This is a genomic window from Kitasatospora sp. NPDC058115, from assembly GCF_042884635.1.
GTDB lineage: Bacteria > Actinomycetota > Actinomycetes > Streptomycetales > Streptomycetaceae > Kitasatospora.
The window spans coordinates 90,491-109,896 of sequence record NZ_JBHVTL010000028.1 but is presented as its reverse complement, the minus strand read 5'-3'; the positions used below and the strand labels follow the sequence as shown (position 1 = coordinate 109,896).

Sequence of the window (19,406 nt, the reverse complement as noted above, 5' to 3'; positions counted from 1 at the left end):
CTCTGGAAGGCGGTCGGGACTTTTCTTTCGGCGACACGAGGGGCGCCGGGGCCTGGCTACTGAACTTGATCGGGTGATGTCGGGCTGTTCGCCGGACAGCGTGCGGGTGGCTTCGGCAGTCCTGGCGGGGTGAGGTATCCGCAGGGCGGTGGCTTGACCGACGCTGAGAGGGCCGTGCGGGAGCACGTCCGGCTCCAGGCCGTCGCTGGCTTCGAGGGCGGGGAGAAGAATCGGGAGGTCGCTACCGCGTTGCGGGTCTTGGAGCGGTCGGTGGAACGCTGGAGGCGCCAGTGGCGCGAGGAGGGCCTTGCCGGTGTGGCGTCGAAGGGATCGCCTGGTCGACCTCGACTGTCGGACGCGCAGATGGCCCGGCTGGAGCGGGAGTTGGAGCGCGGCCCGCTGGCCCACGGGTGGGCCGACCAGCGGTGGACGCTGGCCCGGGTCAAGACGATGATCGGCCGCCTGTTCCACGTCTCGTACACCGTGGAAGGCACGTGGCGACTGCTGCGGCGGCACGGCTGGTCCTGGCAGCAGCCCGCCCGGCGCGCGATCGAACGCGACGACGACGCGGTGGAACTGTGGAAGCGGGAGGTCTGGCCGCGGCTAACTGATCGTTTCAGAATGATCGCAAGAGTCGCCGCAGGCAGATAATTGAGCAGGCGAGTTCGAGCAGCCCCTTGTGAAGGTCCGCCCGGCGCTCGTGTCGGATGCGCAGGCGCTTGAACCGGTGCAGCCAGGCAAACGCACGCTCCACCGCCCAACGCACCTTGCCCAGCCCGGATCCGTGGGCGATGCCACGTCGGGCGATCACGGGCTTGATGCCGCGCTTCCACAGCAGGCGCCGGTACTTGTCGAAGTCGTAGCCCCGGTCGGCGTACAGCCGCCTGGGCTTGCGGCGGGGACGTCCTCGTAGCCCCCGGATCGGAGGGACCGCGTCCAGCAGGGGCAGGAGCTGGGTGACGTCGTGCCTGTTGCCTCCAGTGAGCGTGACGGCCAGCGGGGTGCCGTGGCGGTCGACGATCAGGTGGTGCTTGGAGCCGGGCCTGGCACGGTCGACGGGCGAAGGGCCGACGTGATCCCCCCTTTGAGGGCCCGGATGTGTGAGCCGTCCACGGCGCAGTCGTCCAGGTCCAGCAAACCGGCTCGGCGTAGTTCGGCCAGTAGTGCGGCGTGCAGGCGGGGCCAGACGCCCACCTCGGTCCAGTCCCGCAGCCTGCGCCAGGCCGTCACGCCAGAGCAACCAACGACCTGACTGGGTACGTCGCGCCAGGCGACGCCCTTGCGAAGGACGTAGACAATTCCGGCTAGCGCGACCCGGTCGGGTACCGGTAGTCGCCCGGGATGGCGGTGCCGGCGCGCGGGCCGTGCCGGCAGCAGAGGGGCTATCTGATCCCACAGCTCGTCGGGGACAAGGTTCGTGGTCATGATCCGGAAGCATGCCAGAGAACCCAGTTGAGCCCTTCGAGTCCCCTCGGCATACTCCCCAAATGGCCAACACCAGAACCGAAGAAGCCCCTGAGCAGGGATGGGACGGACCCTGGTACCGCGTCCGAACGAACCGGTTCGAGGCGTCGTTCCTGCCCAACGCCGACGAGCCGCTGGACAGCGTCTGCAACGTAGACGTCGAGATCCGCCTGACAGCGGATGGCTCACGCTGGAGCGCGACCGTGTTCACGCTCGCTGAGGTCGAACGCATCATGGCGAGGTGGTCCCGAACTGGCGAGGCGCTGGGCGGCCGATACTTCTGGTGTTCCGACGGCCTCATCGTTCGGGAACCCGGCATCGACAGCATGACCCAAGTTCTGGCCGGCCTCCTCGACGACGGCGACTTCACACAGGTCCTCCAGCAGCTCGACGACGAAGGACCATCCGACGCTGCATTCTGAAACGATCAGTAAGAGCACCGCGGCGGTGAACAACGCCTGGGTGGTCTTCGAGGACGAGGCCGGCCAGTCGATGACACCGCCGCGCGCCAGAACCTGGGGCCGCCAGGGCAACACCCCCATCGTCCGAGTGCGCGGCCGAGGCTCGGGCCGCGTCTCCATGGCAGGAATGACCTGCTACAAGCCCGGCGAGCGGTCCCGTCTGATCTACGCGATCCGCGAGTACCGGGGCCGCAAGGCCGAACCGAAGGGCTTCGGATGGAAGGACTACCGTGGCCTGATCCTCCGCGCCCGCACACAGCTCGGCGGCCCGATCGTGCTCGTTTGGGACAACCTGCGCATGCACCTGGTCGCGCCGCTGCGGGAGTTCTTCGAGGCCAACACCGCCTGGCTCACCGTGTTCCAGCTGCCGACCTACGCCCCGGATCTCAACCCGCAGGAGGGCATCTGGTCGCTGGTCAGGCGCGACATCGGCAACCTCGCCGCCGCCGACCTCTGCCAGGTCACCCGCACAGTGAAGCGCAAGCTAAAGATGCTCCAGTACCGGCCGGAGGTCATCGACGGCTGCCTGGCGGGTGCCGGCCTGACCCTGGCGGGGTGATCGTCAGAGGTATCCGAAGAAGCGATTCCACCAGCTGGGCCGCTGAACATACGAGGGCAGTCGGCTCGGCCCGTCGTAGTCGATCTCCAACAGCTCCTCGGGAACCACCACATAGCCGAGCTCGGTCAATGCCCGGTCAACCTTGGCAAGGTCCGCGCCGGCCAGTTCGCCCTCGGCCTGGGCTTCATCAATTCCGAGGAAGGCACCCGGATTGTCCGCGCAGATCAGAGCAAGTGAGCCGAACTTGCTCACACAGACGACGATCCGGGTCCCGCATACAGTCGCCTCCCCGGGCACAGTGACGCGTCCGTACTCGCTGGAGTCCTGGGTGTCCGGCTCAACCGTGCAGCGAGTTGCGAAGGCGCCTTCAAGCCGGGCCACCAAAGTGCCGAGGCGCGCTGCGCTCTCGCCACGGTCGTAGTCTTGCGGCCACTCCAGCCACCCCGGGTCATCAAGCTCGCGCAACAGCGCCAGCAGATCCGCTTCGCTCATGCGCTCATCCTGGCGCACCAGCTCAGGGCTCCACCACGCTCACCGTTCCCCGACATCACCCATTCAAGTTCAGTACAGCTCCAGGTCCATCCACGCGATGTCGTTCAGCTCGACGTCCAGGCGCCGGGCGCGGCCGCCCTGGCGGAAGTAGTGCTCGCCGAGGGCGTCGGCCAGGATCTGCTCCTGTTCGGCCTGGGTGGCTCCGACGTCCCGGGCGGCGTAGAGGGCCTGGGCGACCTCGCCGGGCATCTTCTGCGTGATCGCGCGCTGGCGGGGGTCATCGGTGGAGGCGGCCGCCGCGCTGTAGCCGAAGGTCGCCTGGATGTGGAGCATGAAGCCGTTCTTCTCCGCATCGCGGCGCACGCGCTGCTTCACCCGCGGCTGCCAGGCCGCCCGCACCGCACGCTCGACCTTGGCCGCGTTCACCTTGGCCATCGGGATGTCGCCCTTCAGCTCGCCCTCGGCGACCGCCTTGAGGGCGTGCACCCAGCGCTGCGCGGTGCGCACCGAGACGCCGGCCGCGCGGGCAAGGGCGGCGGTGTCCTCCTTGGCGACCTTCTCCCACAGGAACTTCACCCGGGTGTTCAGGTGCACCGGGATGGGGCGGGTGCGCTCGGCGCGCTCCAGGCCCTCGTCGATCTCCCCCACGGGGCATCAGGTCCTTCCCCGCCCCGGCCGGGGCGGCATCGTGGTCGTGGTGGAATGGGCGGCCCGCCGGGCCGGGTGCCGGCGGGCCGCGCGGGGGCTACTCGTCGGCGGAGACGACGCCGCCGGCCTTCATGTGCCGGGCCGGGTTCGCACCGTCCGCGAGCAGCTCGGCGATCTCCGGCATCGGCCGGGAGCCCTCGAACTTCACCATCCCCGGGCTGACGCCCAGGCGCAGCGAGGTGGTGAGGGTGCCGTCCGGCTTGGTGAGGATGTCCAGGGCACCCGGCCCGGGGGCGGCGAAGACGGCGCAGTCGGACAGGACGGCGAAGGCGTGCAGGCCGGTGTCGGCGGCCATCTTGCGGAGTTTGCGGTGGAGGTTGACGGTGGCGGTGTCGATGACCAGGGCGCGCATCAGCGGGTCCCAGGTCGGGCGCTCCAGTGCGGCCCAGCGCTCGCCGGGCTTGTAGCCGTGCCCGCGCGGGCGCTCCCTGAACTTCCCCACGGTGCCTTTCGCGGTCTGCTTGATCGCGGTGAGGACCGCGAGCTCCGCCGGGTCGCCGGTCGCCTTGAGGTTCGCCATGGCGTCCAGGAACGCGAGCGGGTCGGTGTCGGCGAGGTCGCCCGGGACGCCGAGGGCGGCCATCGTGTCCAGGTACGCGGCCCGCAGCCGCTTGTGCCACGGGTCCAGGTACGGCCCGTGCTCGTAGCGCAGCCAGCCCTCCAGCGGCCGCACGGTCGCGCCGAGCTCCACGGCGTACGCCACCTTCACCGTGGAGTACCAGGCCGGCCCGGTCGGACGCTCGCCGTCCGCGGAGAACGGGCTGGGCAGCAGCGGGTCGGTGTCGACGTGGGAGAGGTCGACCAGCCAGGAGCCCGGGATCGTCTTGTCGAAGACCGGGTTCAGCTCGTGCACGGGCCCGGACAGCGGCAGCGACAGGCGGCCGGCGGCGGCGAGGAAGGCCATGTTCACATCGAGGCCCACCGCGTACAGCGCCGTGCGCTTCTCGTCGTCGGTGAGCTCGCGGTGCCAGTCCCAGGCCTCGGTGACCAGCTCGGCGCCCGGCTCGCGGTCCTGGGCGAGCGGGTGGACGTCCGGGACCTCCGGCGGCGCCGGGTCGAAGGCGTCCTTCGGCCGGGAGCCCTCCACCGCACCCGACGTCCAGCCGGCCTCGGTACGCACCGCGCGGGTGGGCGGGCGCAGCGCGGTGACGAGTTCGAGGCCGGAGACGGCGGTGGAGCCGCGGGGGGTGAGGACGCGGGTGGCGTAGGTGCCGAGCAGGCGGGCCTGGCCGGGGGCGTCCAGGCCGTCGGGGATGGTCCAGCCGCCGCTGGCGAGGGCGCCCCAGGCGGGGATGCACAGCTGCACGCACTGGCGCTTGCCGTCCTCGGGGGTGCGGTAGACCCTGGCCCACGGGCCGAGGCCGCGCTGGGTGAGCAGCCAGCCCGCCTTCTCCAGGGCCTTGACCGTCTTGTGGGTCTTCGGCAGCGCGCCCAGGCGCTGCACGAAGTCCTTCTTCTCGTCCCGCCCGAGCGGCGGCAGGCCGAGCTCGGCGAGCGCGGCGTCGGAGATGACGATCAGGGCGTCGCCGTCCTTTCCGTGCCGGTGCAGCCGCGGCGAGCCCAGGCGTGCCTCCAGCGCCCACTCCACGACGTCGGCGAGCGTCCGGCCGACCGGAGCGGTCGGCGCGGGGGTGCCGTCGGCGAGGTAGGCCACCAGGCCGCGTCCGGTCGGGGCGACATCCAGCACCGCGAGCGGCCCGAGCGGGAACCGCGCGGCCGCCGCCTGCTCCCAGTCCGACGGGCCCTCAGCCGTGGCGGCCTGCTTCCGCGCCGGAGTCTTCTTCGCCGGGGCCTTGGGAGCCTGCGCCGGGGAGGCCGGGCGCGACGAGGCCACGCGGCGCGGCGTGTTCGCCGGTCCGGGCGCGGGAGCGGTCGACGCGGTCGGGGCAGCGTCGGGAGCCGGCGCCGGCAGGTCGGCGGTGACGGTTTCGACGAGTGCGGCCGCGGCGGCCGGGGCGGTCTGGAGGAGTCCGGCGACGCCGGTGTCGGGAGTGCACCAGCCGCCCACGTGCATCGGCCGGCCCTGCGCGCGATACGGTGTCAGCCGCCCGCAGCGCACACACGGCGCCGACGGACCGGCAACCAGTTCCCCGCCCGCCGTGCGGTCCAGCTCCACCACCGCCTGGTCCCCGCCACCGAACACCGTCGGTACCGCTGGGACAGGCGGAGCGGCAGCCGGGGCGACCGAAGCAGGGGCCGGGACCACCGCGGGCGCGGGCACGACGGCAGCGGCCGAAGCATCCGAGGCCGGGGCGCTGGGCGGCTGGTCGGCGGGCCGCACGAGGCCGGCGGCCTGCGCGCGGCGCAGCCACTCGCTGGGCTCGACCGTGCCGTGCTGCAGCGCCAGCGTCGCCAGGAACCTGATGTAGATCTCGCGCTTGGGCGGGCGGGGCTCGGTCGTCCCGGCCTCCCACCGCACGATCGTCTCCCGACGGGTCTTCAGCGCGGCCGCCAGCTCCTCCTGGGTGTACTCGCCGGCCTTGCGCAGCCGCTCCCGCTCCGCGGGCACCGGCAGGTCCTCCACCGGCTTCGGCCGCGCCAGCAGCGCGTCGATCGACGCGAACAGGTCCTCACTCATCGACACCTCACCTCCACGTCACACCCTAGCGTGAAAGTAACTACTGGATCGCACATTTCAAACGAACATCACCGCTTCGTGTTGTGGCGGAGCGCCGTAGTTTGCGAGTGGTGCGCGTCCCGTCTCAGATGATCTTGACCGTTTGTCAAATGATCTTGGCGGATGATGGGTTTCTGCCACTCGATCTTGATCGGTGTCGGGGGTGGCCGGCCGCACGAAGCCGAATCGGCTGTCGGAGCAGGGACATACGCTGCCGCGGAAGACGCAGTCGCCGAGAAGGAGGCCAGAATGCCACTGACGTTGGATGAAGCCGTGGCACAGCTCGGCCACCGGCTCTCGCCGAAGCGGCGGTCCGCCGCGTCGCGCCTGCGCCGGCTTGCCGACCCGGCCGCGGGCCCGGCGCTGCTGGAGGCCCTCCGGCGGGAGGTTCGCGATGCCCGCACGTGGGAGACCCAGTACCAGATCGTCATGGCCCTCGGAACGTGCGGCCACCGGCCCGCCCTCGGCATGCTCCGGGACCTCGCCCAGCGCCCCTTCAAGGCCACCATGGTGTACGTCGCGCTCGGCGACGCCATCATCCGGCTGAGTGCTCCTGACGACGCGGCCGGCTCCCTGCAATGGTGTCTGGGCTCCGACACCCCGATGCTCGCCGACGGCGCCCTGCGCGCCGTCGCCATGCAGCGACTCCCCCTGGACGCGGCCACGATCGACCACATCGTCGACGTCCTCGCGCCGCTGGATCCTCACGACGGCCTCCGCTTCTGGGCCGCGGCAGCCGCAGCAGGATGGACGGGCCCTCGCATTCAGGGATTCCTCCAGGAGTGCGCAGCCGGCCCCCGGGCCGACGTAGCCGACGCGGCCACCGCATCCCTGCAGGGCAAGTACCAGACCTACTCCCCCCTGTAACGACCGCCCCGGAGAGGGCCCACCCGTCAAGTCCTTTTGACAAGTGACCTTGACCGGTAGCCAGCGGGAGTGGCCCTGGCATCCTGTGCGGGTGTCGAAGAAGCAAAGGCGTGCCGTGACCCTCGCCGAGATGATCGCGGCCCTGCCGTCATCACCGGCGGAGGAGTCGGGCGGCTCCTGCCCCGACCCGCCCTTGATGGCCGGTGGCTTCACCGACGCCGGCGGCTGCTACTGGAGGCTCGTCCGCGGGCCGCTGGACCCCCGCCGGGCCAGGCGGCTTGCGGTCGATGCCGATGTGATGTCGATGGGCACCTACTACGACGACCAAGCCGGATGGTGGCTTCCCCGCTTCCTACCGGAGGCCGAGCGCCCGGCCGCCTGGCTCGAAGCGCGGGCCCGGCTCGGCGCCGCCGACCTGCCAGTCCACGAGGCGTACGAATTCGCTGCGGTCGACGGCCGCGTCCTCCTCTTCATCGAGACGTACTGCTGAGCTTGCATCCCCGGGCAGTTCCTGCCCGATCCGCCCCGCTCCGAGGGCGGCACTCCGGGCTGGACGGTCAAGATCCATTGGCAATCGGCCAAGATCATCTGACACGGGACACCAGGTCCAGGAAACCGGTACGAAACGGGCCACCCGGCGGCGTAGCCTGGTCGCCACCTCGGCGGCGGAGTCGATCACCGCCGAGGTGGTCGTCCTGCAGACGTGCGCCCAACGCCGAAGGGCCCCGGCCGCTTTCGGGGTCGGCCGTTCCGCGTCCCGCTCTTCTCCGCCCTCCTGGCCCGGCGAGTGAGGCACCGTTGTCCAGCGAGCTCGTCCGCGCCATCCCGCCCAACCAGCGGCCCGGCGCCCTGCCAAGCGAACTCACCAACGGACAGACCGCGCTGCTGCTGGAGATCGTCATGCCCTGCACGCAGACCGGCGTCTGGCCGGTCTGGGACTACGTGGTCAAGCGGATGGACCAGCGTGGAGGAGCTGGCCGAGCTCGACGGCGCCGGCAGCTTCTTCACCGGCAAGCTGGTCCAGCAGTGCAAGGAACTGAACTTCAACTATCGGCACGAGCAGCCGTTCTCCTGCCACGCGCTGCTGCGCGCCATCATCGACCACGTCCCGCCGGCCTTCGGTGTGAAGGGGTTCGAGCAGGTCGCCAGTAGCGTCGCGGGGTGGGGCCGCCGGCTTCCTCACGGCCGGCCGCCGCGCACAAGACCTCCACCCATGCCGGCGGGGCGGTCGGCGAGCTCACTTCAAGGGGCTCCTCCACCCCGCACCCCCATGGCGGTAGCGGCGGGCGCGGGGCCGGATGCCGGCGGGGGCAGCGTCCGGGCGCAGACCGGGCAGTGGCCCGCGGGGACGGGGGTGGCCAGGCGCTCCAGCAGGCGCTGAACGGACCTCTGCTCGCCGGGTTCGAGGGGCTCCTGGTCGGCGGGGCAGTCGGTGAGGAGTTCGGCGAAGGCGGCGCGTAGCCGGGTCGGGTCGCGGCAGCGGGCGCCGGGGGGCGCGGCAGTCCTCAACAGGCCAGGTGGCCAGGGCGGCAGGCTGCCGGACCGGGATGCTCCAGTAGGCTGCGCCGGTCATGGAGAGGGATGCCGAAGCCGAGCAGGTCCGGTGCGGCGCGGGTGCTGCCGGTCCGCCGATCCGGCAGGTCTTCCGGGATGTCATTGTCGATCGCCTGCCGGGCCGCAGGCCGCCCCAGGCGGCGGTGCTGTTCGACTCCGGGGTCGACTTCCGCTGGGACGAGCGGAGCTTCCTCGGGGACTTCTACAACGAGATCCTCCACCAGGACACCTGCCGGCCGACCACTGCCGACGGACTCGTCCTGCTCTCGGCCCTGGCTGTCGACGACCGGGTCCCCGCCCGGCAGCGGTTCCAGGCCGTCAGCCTGCTGTTCAGGGCCGCCACCGTCGCCGAGCGCCATCTCGCCGAGGCCTGGCCGGCCACCCGGCGGCATTCCGATCCCGACAGTGAGGCCCGGGCCCGCGGCGCGGTTCAGGCCCACACGCCGGATCTGCTGATCCGCTGGTCGGCCGAATGCCCGGCGGTTCGGCTGGCCCTCGCCGGCCTCGCCGTTGTCTTTCCCACCGAACGCACCCTGCCCGCCCTGATCCCACGCCTGCAGGCCTTCGTCCACCAGCACCCGCAGGGCAGTGACATCGGTGACTACGTGCGCTTCGCCCTCGTGCTGGCCGCCCGGGACGAAGACCGGATCCTCGCGATGACCGAGACCCTCACCGACACCTACTGGACGGGAACGGCGCGAGGAGCGCCGACACGGGCACGGGCCCTCCACCTCCTCGGCCAGATGCCGGCCAGGGTCGGAGCCGGACTCAGTGGGCTACGCGCCGGGCGATGACACCCCGTGGGCAGCGCGGGTCTCGTGGACATCCGGACCAGACGCCCCGCCTGCCAGGCGGTGGCTTCGAGTAGTGGCGGCTTGGCCGGCCCGCTTCAACCAGCCCGGCGACCAGCCCGCGCGGGCCCCGGGGCCACCGGCCGCCATCGGCGAGGACGCTCCGGGCCCGCCACGAACCGGCGGCGGGCCCGCGGCGGGGCGCGGCCACGACCCGGCTGAGGCACTCGCACGATGGTGCGATGGGCAAGAGAAGACCTTCGAGTACCCCGACGACCTGATCGCGGCGCAGCGCGCGCTGGAGGCCGTCCGGGCCGAGCGCCGGACACACCTGGCCGCGCTGCCGGCCTTCAGCGGTGGTCCGGAGGCGGCCCGCGAAGGCCTCGCGGAGGGGCTGCCGGCGGAGTCGGCGGGGCGGAACTCACCGGCCGTGCGGGTGGTCCCGGCGGCCGACGAGCCCGCGCCCGCATGGATCCAAGGGTGGCACCGCCGAGGCCGGCACCACGGCGCCGCTTCCCGGGCCCGCCGTCGTCCTCCGCTGCGGCCGGGGTGTCGGCCTCGGCCCTGGAGCCGCGCTGTCAGCCCGGGAGTCCCAGCAGGTGACGCAGAGCCCGGTCCTGTCGTACGGCGCCGGGTGGGGCGGTGCGTTCGAGGGCGGTGACAAGTCGCTGCCGGTCCCGGCGCCGTACGGCCGGCAAGGGAATCCGGCAGCGCGTCCCGTCACGGTCCTCCAGCACCAGCATGTGCGGCCCGCGATCTCCGCTCCCCTCGGCCACCACCGACCGCAGCTTCGTCAAGGGGATGGACGTGCGGCGCAGCCCCCGGCGCACGGTGATCACACCGCTGCCGACGGTGACGGACAGCAGCAGCACCATCGCGGGCACCAGGGCGCTCACGACCACCGCGAGGGCGTACACCGGTGCGGTCGAGCCGCCATCGAGTGCCTTGGGCAAAGAGATCAGCAGGCCGCCCGCCGCGACGGGCAGCCCGAAGAACGGGTTCGGCCGCACGGAGATCTGCGTGGACGGGGGTAACGCCTTGTCGGTCATCTACCGCTCCTGTCGTCGGGAGGTTCGGACCGCGAGCGCCGTAAGTGGCGGGCCTCCCCGGCACAAAGCGGCGGCCTCTTCGTGCGCCCTCGAAGGGACCGTACCGGGCCAACGGCAGCACGACTGCCGTATCCCGTCGTCCTGCTGCCGCACCGGCCTGCCGCGGCGCAGAAGCAGCGCTGCGCGCACGGCTGTGACCTGCGTCGGTGAGGTCCGCGGGGCGAAACTCACCGGCCGTCCCCGCACGAGGAAGGGCGGCTCCTTTCCCGTGGAGCAGGATGGGCAGGGCCCTCGTGGCCGATGCGCCGGCCCGGCCGGCTCCGACTCGGCGGCCTTCCTGTCCCCGGACGGCCGTCCCACGCTTCGGGGAGCGCAACTCGAAGCCGTCCGCACCGAAGCCGTGGTCCACGCCGCGGACCCGGCCGCTGCCGGTGTACGCCGCCTCGCCGATCCCGGCCGCACCGGCACCGGCACCATCGCCTGCAGCCGCAAGGCGCACCGGCACTCCTCGGGGCCGTGATGGCGGCGCTCGGACGCCGGGGGCACGGCTGCGTCCGGAAACAGGCGCGGACCCGGGCGCACGTCGGTGCCCGGGTCCGCGCCTTCCTCGTCGGTTCCCCGCCCTGGAACGGCCGCGGCATCCGCCGCGGCCGCTCCAACGTGCCGTCAGGACGGAAGCACCGGGGCGGCCACGAGCTCTTCGAGGCCGGGGAACGGGTTGTCCGGCCAGTGCCTGCGGTACACGATGTCGACGAACGACAGCGGAGCCCACTTCGACGGCTGCTCGTCGATCTGACGGGCCACCTGCGCGTTGATGCTGTTCCGCAGGTCCAGATACGGAAACGCCGCGTGCGCCGCGTCCAGGACCGCCCGGTCCACCTCCTCGACGCCGAAGGCGAACACATCGGCGCCGATTCCGAAATGCGCCAGAGCGCCGACCGGATGCAGGTGGGACGCGATCCCCGGCGAGGTGTGCAGCGCCACCGCGTCCCAGACCTGGTCGGCGGCGGCATCGGAAAGGCCGTGCTCGCGGGCGAAGCGGGCCGCCCGGAACGCACCGTCCACCTCGAACCGGTTCGGACCCTGCCCCTCATCGGTCAGACCGATGTCGTGCAGCACCGTGGCGAGGAAGAGCGCCTCGTCGTCGTAGTCCGCCCCGGCCGCCAGGCCCCTGGCGGTACCGATGCTCCGCGCGTAGAAGTAGCTGCGGACGCAGTGGTTGAGCAGCCACCGCGGAGAGTGCTCGGCGGTGAAGGCGACGGCCGCCTCCGTGGCCGCCGTACGCGGCCACCCTCCGATCTCCTCCGGCAGGTTCTCCAGAATGCTCACCTGGCGTCAGCCCCCAGCGCCAGGTGCTCGGCGATGACCGCCTCGGCGGGCCGCAGCTCGCCGACGGCGTTGGACTGCTCGAAGTAGGTGTACCAGCCGGAGTCCTCGACACCTTCGAGGAGCTTGTCGGCCAGTTCCTTCGACGGGGCCTGCCAGACGGCGAACCACGCGTGGGACGTGGAGTTCGCCGCCGGCTCCACCCGGCCCCACCCGAGGGTCACCACGCCGATCTCCGCGAGCTGCCTCATGGCTTCCTGAGCCCCGGCGAGCAGATCGTTGCGCGTCTGCTCGTCCGCGGCGTGGAACGCGGGCCTCGGGGTCCAAGTCTCAATCACGACATACATGTTGCGCCTCTCCTCCAACAACCGGCCAACGGCCTGATGCGACCAGCCTAGGAAGACCGGGACCCCCGTACGATGGCCAAATGGACAGGAATACCAAGGATCCGGCCAAGATCGCGATCGTGGTCCAGCAGGGCTACGCCCCGCTGGACATAGCCGTCCCTCAGCAGGTGTTCGGCCACTGGCCGCACTACGTGACCGCCTCCTGGCCCGGCGGCGTCCCCTACGAACTGAGCCTGGTGAGCCCGGTTCCCGCGCAGAACGCACTGGTACCCCGCGACGTCGAACCCCTCGACCGGCTGGACAGCGCACACACCGTGATCGTCGCCGGAGTCGAGGACCCCACCGAGCCCCCGCACCCCGAACTGGTCGAACGGCTGGCCGACGCCTACCGCCGCGGAAGCCGGATGGTGTCCATCTGCAACGGCGCGTTCGCCCTGGCCGCCGCCGGCATCCTCGACGGCCGCAACGCCACCACCCACTGGCACTGGGCCGGGCTGCTGCGCGAGCGCCACCCCTCGGTCAAGGTCCGCGAGGCGGAACTCTACGTCGAGGACACCGGCGTCTTCACCTCCGCCGGCATCCTCGCCGGAACCGACCTGTGCCTGCACCTCCTACGACTCGACCACGGCCAGGCCGCCGCGAACACCATGGCCCGCTTCCTCGTCAGCCCCCCGCACCGCGAAGGAGGACAGGCCCAGTTCATCGAACACCTCCCACCCGCCGGCGACTCGGAGATCACCAACGTGATCACATGGATCCTGGGACACCTCGACGAGCCGCTCACCCTGGAGTCGATCAGCCGGCACAGCCACATGAGCACAAGGACCCTGCGCCGCAAATTCCGGACCGCCACCGGAACGAGCGTCATGAACTGGATAGCCGTCCAACGCGTCGCCCGCGCCCGCGAACTCCTCGAAACCACCCCCCTCGGCATCGACGACATCGCCCACCGATGCGGCTTCGGCTCCGCGGAGTCGCTGCGCGTCCACTTCACCGCGATGACCCGGACCAGCCCGTCGAGGTACCGCCGCACCTTCGCCCCATCGCCCTGAGCTCGACCCTGCCGGGGATCTTGGTGTTCGGCTGCCCGTGATCAGGGTGGTGCGGCAGTCTCGCGGGTGCATGATGCCCGCGAGACTGCCGAGGAGTGCGAGATGTCGGTCCGCCCCCCGCCCGGGGCGCCGAGGTCCCGGTGTTGACTGCGCGCATGGCGCGGGCCGGCAACCCCCGTGGCACGACGGCCATGTGGGTGCGTGACCGGCTCGACGGCCCGTGGGGGGACGAGGACGTCGCCGACCGGTATCCGCGCGACGGACGCCCGGGACTGCCGCCCGCGCAGCCGGCCACGGTGAGCGCGCTGCAGTTCCTGCCGGGCCTGTCCGACCGCGATGCGGTCGAGGCCGTGCGCTGCCGCATCGACTTCAAGTACGCACTCGGCCTCGAACTCGACGCCCCAGGCTTCCACCACAGCGTGTTCACCGACGTCCGCGACCGCCTACTGAAGCACGGCCGGGCGGACCGCCTCCTCGACCTTGCCCTGGCCCGCCCGAAAGCCGTCGGAATGGTCCGCGAGCGCACCATTCAGCGCACCAACTCCACCCACGCCCTGGCCACTGTCCGCGATCTGACCCGCCTCGAACTGGTCACCGAGGCCGTGCGCGCGGCCCTGGCGGAATGCGCCCGCATTGTCGGCCACGCGCTGGACGGCCTGGTCGCCCCCGGTGGCTTCTGCCCGGGGCGGCGACGGCGACGTCGCGCTGAAGGCGGCGCGCCAGCGGCCTGGCTCCATCTGCCTGCGCACGGGCGGGGTCGGGCCGTGACAGCGTCGGGCGGCACCACGCAGACCGCCCGCACCGCCCTGGACCATCTCGCCGCACTACGGCGGATCCTCGGGCCGGACCGGGCAACGCGGCACCGGGCCCGCCGGGGCACGGTTCGGGGCGGCGCCCCGCTCGCAGCGGCGTCATTCGTGGCGGATCAGCCAGGACAGGAGGACCATGAGGCCCGCCCAGCCGAGTACGGCCAGGGGAAGCACGACGGCCGGGGGCACGTGGAGCTGCAGCGCCATCACGCTGCCGAAGAGCGGGGGGACGGCGAAGAAGACGGCGGAGGCGACCGTGATCCGCACGAGGCCCACGGTCGGCCTCCCCAGCCCCAGCCGGGTCAGGGCCGGCCTCGTGCCGTGGATGACCAGTGACGATCCCAAAAACCCCAGCACCGTCAGTTCCAGACACGCCCGCAACGGCACCTGCGGGGCCCTGACCCGGTGCCCGGCCGCGGCAACCTCCACCACCCGGCCCCGGAAGACCGTCAGCTCCACCGCGGAGCCCGGGGGCATGTCGTCGTAGAACGCCTCGTCGACGTCGTACACGCCGTAGACCGACCCCGTCTCCCCGGCGACCACCAGCCGGTAGACCGTTCCTTCGCGCCCGCCCCGGGTGGACCGCTGCGCCACCCTGCCGCTCTCGTGCCGCAGACAGTGCGCGCCGGACGCCGCCGCCGCGCCGCACACCGGTGCGCGCCGGTAGGCGGTCACCTCGTCGTACGTGAGGACGAACGAGCGGAAGCCGAGGACGACCAGGCCCAGGCCCGCCAGCACGATCAGAGCGCACACCAGCTGGGCGACGACCGCACGCGGGGACCACAGGGAAGCGCCGGAGGACCGAGCCGTGTCCCCGTACCGGACGTTCATGACATCCCACCCCCGTCGGGCACATCCCGGGCACCTCCCCGATACCCCGCGAGAATCCTCCCAGGACGGGACCACCCCGGCGAGCGGGCCGGACCGGCCGGTGACACACCCGGCGCACAGAGCCGCCACACCGCCAGGACGGGGGCGGTGATGGGGAAGCGGCTCACGAAGGGTCCCGCCGAGAAGGTGCCGGCGGCGCAGCCGGCGTTCCCGAACCGGACCGGGCGACGCAGGGGCTGGGCGGGCGGCGGCTCAACCGCGTGTGCGCGCCATCGGCCCTACGACGACCCTGGAACCCGCGATTCCTGGGAGCAGAAGGGGCTCCGGGGACGGATCGCGAGGCGCTGTGTGCCAGTACGGCCTTCGCATCACTTCCCGGGCTCCTTGGTTGAGTTCAGGTGATGCGAAGGCCGTAGCTGTCCGGGAAGTGCCGGGTGGCAGGTCCTGGTGTTGCTGGGCAAGGTCGGAGGTGAAACGGTGGGCCAGCGGTCTCGGCTACTGCGCAGTGGCCTGCCGTCTTGCCGCCGTCCGATTGTCTCGTCCTGCGGGTCAGCTGCGCTGCGGCTGGCCCCCGGGGAACGTGACCTTGCTGCGGTCGTCCATCCGCAGCTGGAACTGGCCCGTCGAGGGACGCCAGATAAGGACCCGCAAGCGCTGATCGCCGGGCACTCGCTCAAGGAGATGGAGCACCTGCTGCAGCTGTCCGAGGGCGAGGCTGAAGGTCCCTCGGTCCGGCCGGATCCCCTCGAGAGGACGATGATGCTCCGGACCATCCGCGACTTGACGCGGCACCGAACGTTCACGTCCCTGTGCGAGTGGGAGCGCCGCTTCAACTACCGCTCCATCAACGACACCATCGTTGGGAACTACAAGACACCGGTGGACCGGCTCCTGAGCACCGGCGTGCCGGGTTTGGTCACCGACCCGCAGACCGGCAGGACCGAACCCGCTCCTACTGGACCGAGACGCCACTGGTCGCCGATACGATCAAGCCGGGCGCTCCGTGGGACGGGAAGTCACATCGCAGAGCGGCAAGTACGCGCGCTCAACGCAGCTGCGGGATGCCAGAAATACGAGTCCAGGGTAATGCAGAAAAGCTTCGGCAACGTCAAACGGGCAGAAATGTTCGAACACGCAAGGATCAGGAAGCATATTCAACGATTCAGCCGCCTGTCGAAGGGGAATCCAAAAATTGACTGACAAAATTTTGCGCAACACTCAAGAAGAGGAATTTGACGCGTGAATCGCGAGAAGTTTTGGGCGCTTGTCGACGACTCGGTAGCCGTCGATCCAGAGCAAACGATCGAGAACCTCAGGGAGGCTCTCGGGGAACTCTCCGCCAGGGAGCTCGAAAAGTTTCACGACCAGCTGTCCGAGGTCTTGTTCGAGCTAGACCGACGCGACTTGGCCCGGCAGAAATACCGTTTTTTCGGAGCATACGATGGGCCGGGCGAGACCGGTGATCATTTCCTTTTCGCTCGGTGTGCAGTGGTGCTGTCCGGGTCTTCCAGATTCACTGAAATCCAACACAATCCGGCCCAGTTCTCCGGTTCCTGGTCCTACCGGGCACAGGATGTCTTCGATGCTGTCGAGGATGCCTATGAGGATCTTACGCGAGAGGAATGGGACTACGCTTCGGAGGTCGACTACGAGACTGGCGCTAATGCAGCCGCCTGGTAGCGACTGAGACCTTGCCCGCATCGAATCCCTGGTGTCGGCGGGGACGGTGTCGGTGGTGCGGACGGAATGCGCCGTCGGCCACGGAGCAAAGTCCTTCGGCAGCTGCCGCCAAGCACGCCCCGTCCGCACCACATAGAAGATCACGTCCACGATTCGCCGCCGCGGATGCTTCTCCCGCCGACCACCCTTCGGCCCCACCCGTGCCGGCGGGAGCAACGGCTCCGCCAGCGCCCACTGCTCGTCCGTCAGGTCCGACGGATACCCACCCCCGACTCCGCTCACGGTGGGCTCAACGAACCCCTCAGCAACGGGACAGGGCAGATCTCGAACACGGTCTCAGGTTGTCGTTCGGCTCAGCGTCAAGGCCGCGGGCGCGGCGGCCTCGCGCAGGACCTCGGTGAGGATCCTCTCCTGTTGGGCTGAAGTGACGCGGATCAGGCGTGGTCGTGGCTACAGCGTCGCTGCGGTCGCACCGGTGCTTTTGCGACGAAGCCGGATTGCTTGGTCGTACAGCTCGGTGGTACTGATGACCGCGATGGTGGTATTTGCGACGGTGGCGCTCGCGACCGTGTAGTCGCCTCGGGCGAGCCGGTCGGCCGGGACGACGATGCCGTCGACAATCAGGCGACCGGTGCTCCGGACCGGTTCCTCGCGCACCTCGATGGGTCCGTCGGGCGAGGCGTTGGCGAGAAAGACGTCCAGAAGAAGGGACGGCTGCAGGTCCGATGGGACGCCCGCCTCGCAGGCCTGCTCCGGGGGTTTGCTTCGCGTCTGCCGGCGACCCTCGCCGCCGGGGCCGGCAGCACCTGGTTCCGGCCGGTTTGTCGGACTGGCCCGGCTGCCCCGGAACTTACCGGCCAACGGGCTCGCCCAGAAGAGAAGTGACCGTGCCCCAGCCCGGTAGCCGGGATCGGGATCGGGATCGGCTGCAGGTACCAGGAAGCTGACAGCGTCCGCGGCCTGTTCGGCTGGAATCTTTTGGCATAGAGAGCCCGGTTCTTGAGGGTCTGTGATGCGATTCTTCACGGACGTCATGGCCGTCAGGACCTCCGGCAGCCTGCGGGACGTCCCGGACACCCGTCTTTCGGCTGCCGTGGTCATTCCTTTCCGCTGGTGGATCGGAATATCGGGGCCGTTGTCCTCGGTCCTTCGTGACGGCCCGGCCGCTCAGCCGGCGGGGTGCGGGGCGGGGAACCGTCGGGGCCCGCGCGCGGCGTGCGCACCATGCGGGCCGACCCGTGGCCCAGGAGCCGGCAACCGTCCGGCTGGACGGAACGGGTCAGGGCCCGTTCCGTCCAGCCGGAAACTCTTCCGAGCCCGCTGAGCTGCGACGAAGCTGGAGATCGCCGCCAGGGAGGCAGGCCGGACACACCGGCCGCAAGCCTCCGGAGGCCGCCGGACACGGCTGTTCCTGCAGGACAGCCGGGCCGGCTCACTCACTCGTCTTCGCCACCCAGGGGTACTGCCATGTCTTCGAAGGTCTCCAAGCTCGTCCGGATCGCTCTCGCCGCCTCCATCGCCGCCTCCGGCGCGGTCGCCGTCACGGCCTTCACCACCACGACCGCGGTGGCCGCGACCTCCGCGGTGGACGGCCAGATCACCCGCAGCGAGGTGATAGCCCGGGCCCAGTACTGGCTGGACAAGGGGCTGACGTACAACCAGGGCGGGAGCTACCCGGACTCCTCGGGCCGCAACTACCGCACCGACTGCTCGGGGTACGTATCGATGGCCTGGCACCTCGGCACCAGCCTCACCACCCAGACCCTGCCCGGCTACTCGACCGAGATCTCCCGCGCCGATCTGAAGCCCGGCGACATCCTGAACAGCTTCTACGACCACGTCATCCTGTTCGAGAAGTGGGACGACGCCGCCCACACCAAGTTCTCGTACTACTCCTTCCGCTCGACCCCGGTGAAGCACTACTCCAACGTCTCCATCAACGCCGCCACCTTCGACTCGCACCCCAACGGCGACTACAAGGCGTTCCGTTACAACAAGATCGTCGACGACGCGGTGACCCCGCCGAACGGCGGCGCCGCCTCCAGGGTCGACTTCAACGGCGACGGCAAGGTGGACATCGCCGGCAAGTTCTCGGACGGCCAGCTGCTGATGTGGACGGGCAACGGCAACGGCACCGTGAGCACCAGCGGCTACTCCCTGGTCCCGAGCGGCAACTTCGGCTCGGTCAGCGACCTGGTGGCCGCCGACTTCAACGGCGACGGCAAGACCGACGTGGCCGGCAGGTTCTCGGACGGCCAGCTGCTGATGTGGGCGGGCAACGGCAACGGCACCGTGAGCGCCAGCGGCTACGCGATGTGGCCCGGCACCGGCTTCGGCGCGGTCAGCGGTCTGCTCGCGGCCGACTTCAACGGCGACGGCAAGGTGGACATCGCCGGCAAGACCTCCAACGGCCAGCTGCTGATGTGGCCCGGCAACGGCAACGGCACGGTCAACGGCGCGGCCGGGACCAACATGCTCGCCAGCGGCAACCTCGGCTCGGTCACCGACCTGGTGGCCGCCGACTTCAACAAGGACGGCAAGGTGGACATCGCCGGCAAGTTCTCGGACGGCCAGCTGCTGATGTGGGCGGGCAACGGCAACGGCACCGTGAGCGCCAGCGGCTTCTCCATGCTCGCGAGCGGCAACTTCGCCGCCGTCAGCGACCTGGTCGCCGGGGACTTCAACAACGACGGCAAGGTGGACGTCGCCGGCAAGTTCTCGGACGGCCAGCTGCTGATGTGGGCGGGCAACGGCAACGGCACCGTGAGCACCAGCGGCTACTCCATGCTCGCGAGCGGC

Annotated in this window: 21 protein-coding genes and 2 pseudogenes; 12 read left to right on the top strand and 11 right to left on the bottom strand. The window is 70.7% G+C overall.

Annotation, left to right across the window (positions count from 1 at the left end):
- Positions 1-129 precede the first annotated feature (129 nt).
- The gene (locus tag ACFVVL_RS27685) at positions 130-651 is read left to right on the top strand and encodes a winged helix-turn-helix domain-containing protein (protein ID WP_387679887.1); all 522 of its coding nucleotides are present in this window, start codon (positions 130-132) and stop codon (positions 649-651) included.
- Here ACFVVL_RS27685 and ACFVVL_RS27680 read toward each other — a convergent pair.
- Positions 617-1,425, bottom strand: a protein-coding gene (locus ACFVVL_RS27680; protein WP_387679884.1) for an IS5 family transposase whose coding sequence is annotated in 2 segments (ribosomal slippage) — positions 617-1,086 and positions 1,086-1,425 — 810 coding nt in all. Because the reading frame shifts where the segments join, the coding sequence is not laid out codon by codon here. The genes ACFVVL_RS27685 and ACFVVL_RS27680 overlap by 35 nt on opposite strands.
- A 62-nt stretch (positions 1,426-1,487) precedes the next feature.
- On the opposite strand from ACFVVL_RS27680, the gene ACFVVL_RS27675 reads away from it, so the two are divergent.
- Together ACFVVL_RS27675 and ACFVVL_RS27670 are read left to right on the top strand one after the other, a co-directional pair.
- Positions 1,488-1,886, top strand: a complete 399-nt coding sequence (locus tag ACFVVL_RS27675) for a hypothetical protein (protein WP_387679881.1) — start codon at positions 1,488-1,490, stop codon at positions 1,884-1,886.
- Positions 1,887-1,911: 25 nt separating this feature from the next.
- Positions 1,912-2,484 (top strand): transposase, encoded by a 573-nt coding sequence (locus ACFVVL_RS27670; RefSeq protein WP_387679878.1) that lies wholly within the window; start codon positions 1,912-1,914, stop codon positions 2,482-2,484.
- Positions 2,485-2,487: 3 nt separating this feature from the next.
- On the opposite strand, the gene ACFVVL_RS27665 is transcribed toward ACFVVL_RS27670, so the two are convergent.
- The 3 genes from ACFVVL_RS27665 to tap form a co-directional block, all read right to left on the bottom strand.
- Entirely contained in the window at positions 2,488-2,976 is a 489-nt protein-coding gene (locus ACFVVL_RS27665) for a hypothetical protein (RefSeq protein ID WP_387679875.1), read from the bottom strand.
- Between the two features lie 69 nt (positions 2,977-3,045).
- Complete coding sequence (gene tpg / locus ACFVVL_RS27660) at positions 3,046-3,624, bottom strand: telomere-protecting terminal protein Tpg (RefSeq protein ID WP_387679872.1); 579 nt, start codon at positions 3,622-3,624, stop codon at positions 3,046-3,048.
- A gap of 97 nt (positions 3,625-3,721) precedes the next feature.
- Positions 3,722-6,262 carry a telomere-associated protein Tap gene (gene tap / locus ACFVVL_RS27655; protein ID WP_387679869.1) on the bottom strand — a complete coding sequence of 847 codons (2,541 nt, stop codon included), beginning with the start codon at positions 6,260-6,262 and terminating at the stop codon, positions 3,722-3,724.
- 288 nt (positions 6,263-6,550) lie between these two features.
- Here tap and ACFVVL_RS27650 point away from each other — a divergent pair, with 288 nt between their 5' ends.
- From ACFVVL_RS27650 to ACFVVL_RS27635, 4 genes are all read left to right on the top strand, one after another.
- A complete protein-coding gene (locus ACFVVL_RS27650; RefSeq protein WP_387679866.1) occupies positions 6,551-7,168 on the top strand; it encodes a HEAT repeat domain-containing protein in 618 nt (205 codons plus the stop codon).
- Between the two features lie 91 nt (positions 7,169-7,259).
- Complete coding sequence (locus ACFVVL_RS27645; protein WP_387679863.1) at positions 7,260-7,658, top strand: hypothetical protein; 399 nt, start codon at positions 7,260-7,262, stop codon at positions 7,656-7,658.
- Between the two features lie 474 nt (positions 7,659-8,132).
- Positions 8,133-8,549 carry a hypothetical protein gene (locus ACFVVL_RS27640; RefSeq protein WP_387679860.1) on the top strand — a complete coding sequence of 139 codons (417 nt, stop codon included), beginning with the start codon at positions 8,133-8,135 and terminating at the stop codon, positions 8,547-8,549.
- Positions 8,550-8,739: 190 nt separating this feature from the next.
- Complete coding sequence (locus tag ACFVVL_RS27635; RefSeq protein ID WP_387679858.1) at positions 8,740-9,516, top strand: hypothetical protein; 777 nt, start codon at positions 8,740-8,742, stop codon at positions 9,514-9,516.
- 575 nt (positions 9,517-10,091) lie between these two features.
- On the opposite strand, the gene ACFVVL_RS27630 is transcribed toward ACFVVL_RS27635, so the two are convergent.
- The 3 genes from ACFVVL_RS27630 to ACFVVL_RS27620 all read right to left on the bottom strand — a co-directional run bounded on the left by ACFVVL_RS27630 (position 10,092) and on the right by ACFVVL_RS27620 (position 12,226).
- Complete coding sequence (locus ACFVVL_RS27630) at positions 10,092-10,562, bottom strand: hypothetical protein (protein ID WP_387679855.1); 471 nt, start codon at positions 10,560-10,562, stop codon at positions 10,092-10,094.
- Positions 10,563-11,228: 666 nt separating this feature from the next.
- Positions 11,229-11,891 carry an HD domain-containing protein gene (locus ACFVVL_RS27625; RefSeq protein ID WP_387679853.1) on the bottom strand — a complete coding sequence of 221 codons (663 nt, stop codon included), beginning with the start codon at positions 11,889-11,891 and terminating at the stop codon, positions 11,229-11,231.
- The gene (locus ACFVVL_RS27620) at positions 11,888-12,226 is read right to left on the bottom strand and encodes a DUF6616 family protein (RefSeq protein WP_380298401.1); all 339 of its coding nucleotides are present in this window, start codon (positions 12,224-12,226) and stop codon (positions 11,888-11,890) included. The genes ACFVVL_RS27625 and ACFVVL_RS27620 overlap by 4 nt, the downstream gene beginning before the upstream one ends.
- An 89-nt stretch (positions 12,227-12,315) precedes the next feature.
- Between ACFVVL_RS27620 and ACFVVL_RS27615 the strand changes: the two genes are divergently transcribed.
- Positions 12,316-13,287 (top strand): GlxA family transcriptional regulator, encoded by a 972-nt coding sequence (locus tag ACFVVL_RS27615; protein WP_387679850.1) that lies wholly within the window; start codon positions 12,316-12,318, stop codon positions 13,285-13,287.
- Between the two features lie 155 nt (positions 13,288-13,442).
- Positions 13,443-13,703: pseudogene (locus ACFVVL_RS27610) on the top strand (transposase); the annotation flags it as partial.
- Positions 13,704-13,730: 27 nt separating this feature from the next.
- Here ACFVVL_RS27610 and ACFVVL_RS27605 read toward each other — a convergent pair.
- Positions 13,731-14,036, bottom strand: coding sequence for a hypothetical protein (locus tag ACFVVL_RS27605; RefSeq protein WP_387679948.1), 306 nt, complete (start codon positions 14,034-14,036; stop codon positions 13,731-13,733).
- 162 nt (positions 14,037-14,198) lie between these two features.
- On the bottom strand, positions 14,199-14,927 hold the full coding sequence (locus tag ACFVVL_RS27600; RefSeq protein WP_387679945.1) for a hypothetical protein: 729 nt from the start codon (positions 14,925-14,927) through the stop codon (positions 14,199-14,201).
- Between the two features lie 681 nt (positions 14,928-15,608).
- Between ACFVVL_RS27600 and ACFVVL_RS27595 the strand changes: the two genes are divergently transcribed.
- Entirely contained in the window at positions 15,609-16,127 is a 519-nt protein-coding gene (locus ACFVVL_RS27595) for a hypothetical protein (protein WP_387679847.1), read from the top strand.
- 39 nt (positions 16,128-16,166) lie between these two features.
- The gene (locus ACFVVL_RS27590; protein ID WP_387679844.1) at positions 16,167-16,607 is read left to right on the top strand and encodes a DUF4240 domain-containing protein; all 441 of its coding nucleotides are present in this window, start codon (positions 16,167-16,169) and stop codon (positions 16,605-16,607) included.
- Between the two features lie 72 nt (positions 16,608-16,679).
- Here ACFVVL_RS27590 and ACFVVL_RS27585 read toward each other — a convergent pair.
- Together ACFVVL_RS27585 and ACFVVL_RS27580 are read right to left on the bottom strand one after the other, a co-directional pair.
- Positions 16,680-16,889: pseudogene (locus ACFVVL_RS27585) on the bottom strand (transposase); the annotation flags it as partial.
- A gap of 168 nt (positions 16,890-17,057) precedes the next feature.
- Positions 17,058-17,642, bottom strand: coding sequence for a hypothetical protein (locus ACFVVL_RS27580; protein ID WP_387679841.1), 585 nt, complete (start codon positions 17,640-17,642; stop codon positions 17,058-17,060).
- Between the two features lie 432 nt (positions 17,643-18,074).
- Here ACFVVL_RS27580 and ACFVVL_RS27575 point away from each other — a divergent pair.
- The coding region (locus ACFVVL_RS27575) for an FG-GAP-like repeat-containing protein (RefSeq protein ID WP_387679838.1) at positions 18,075-19,406 on the top strand (1,332 nt) is incomplete at its 3' end.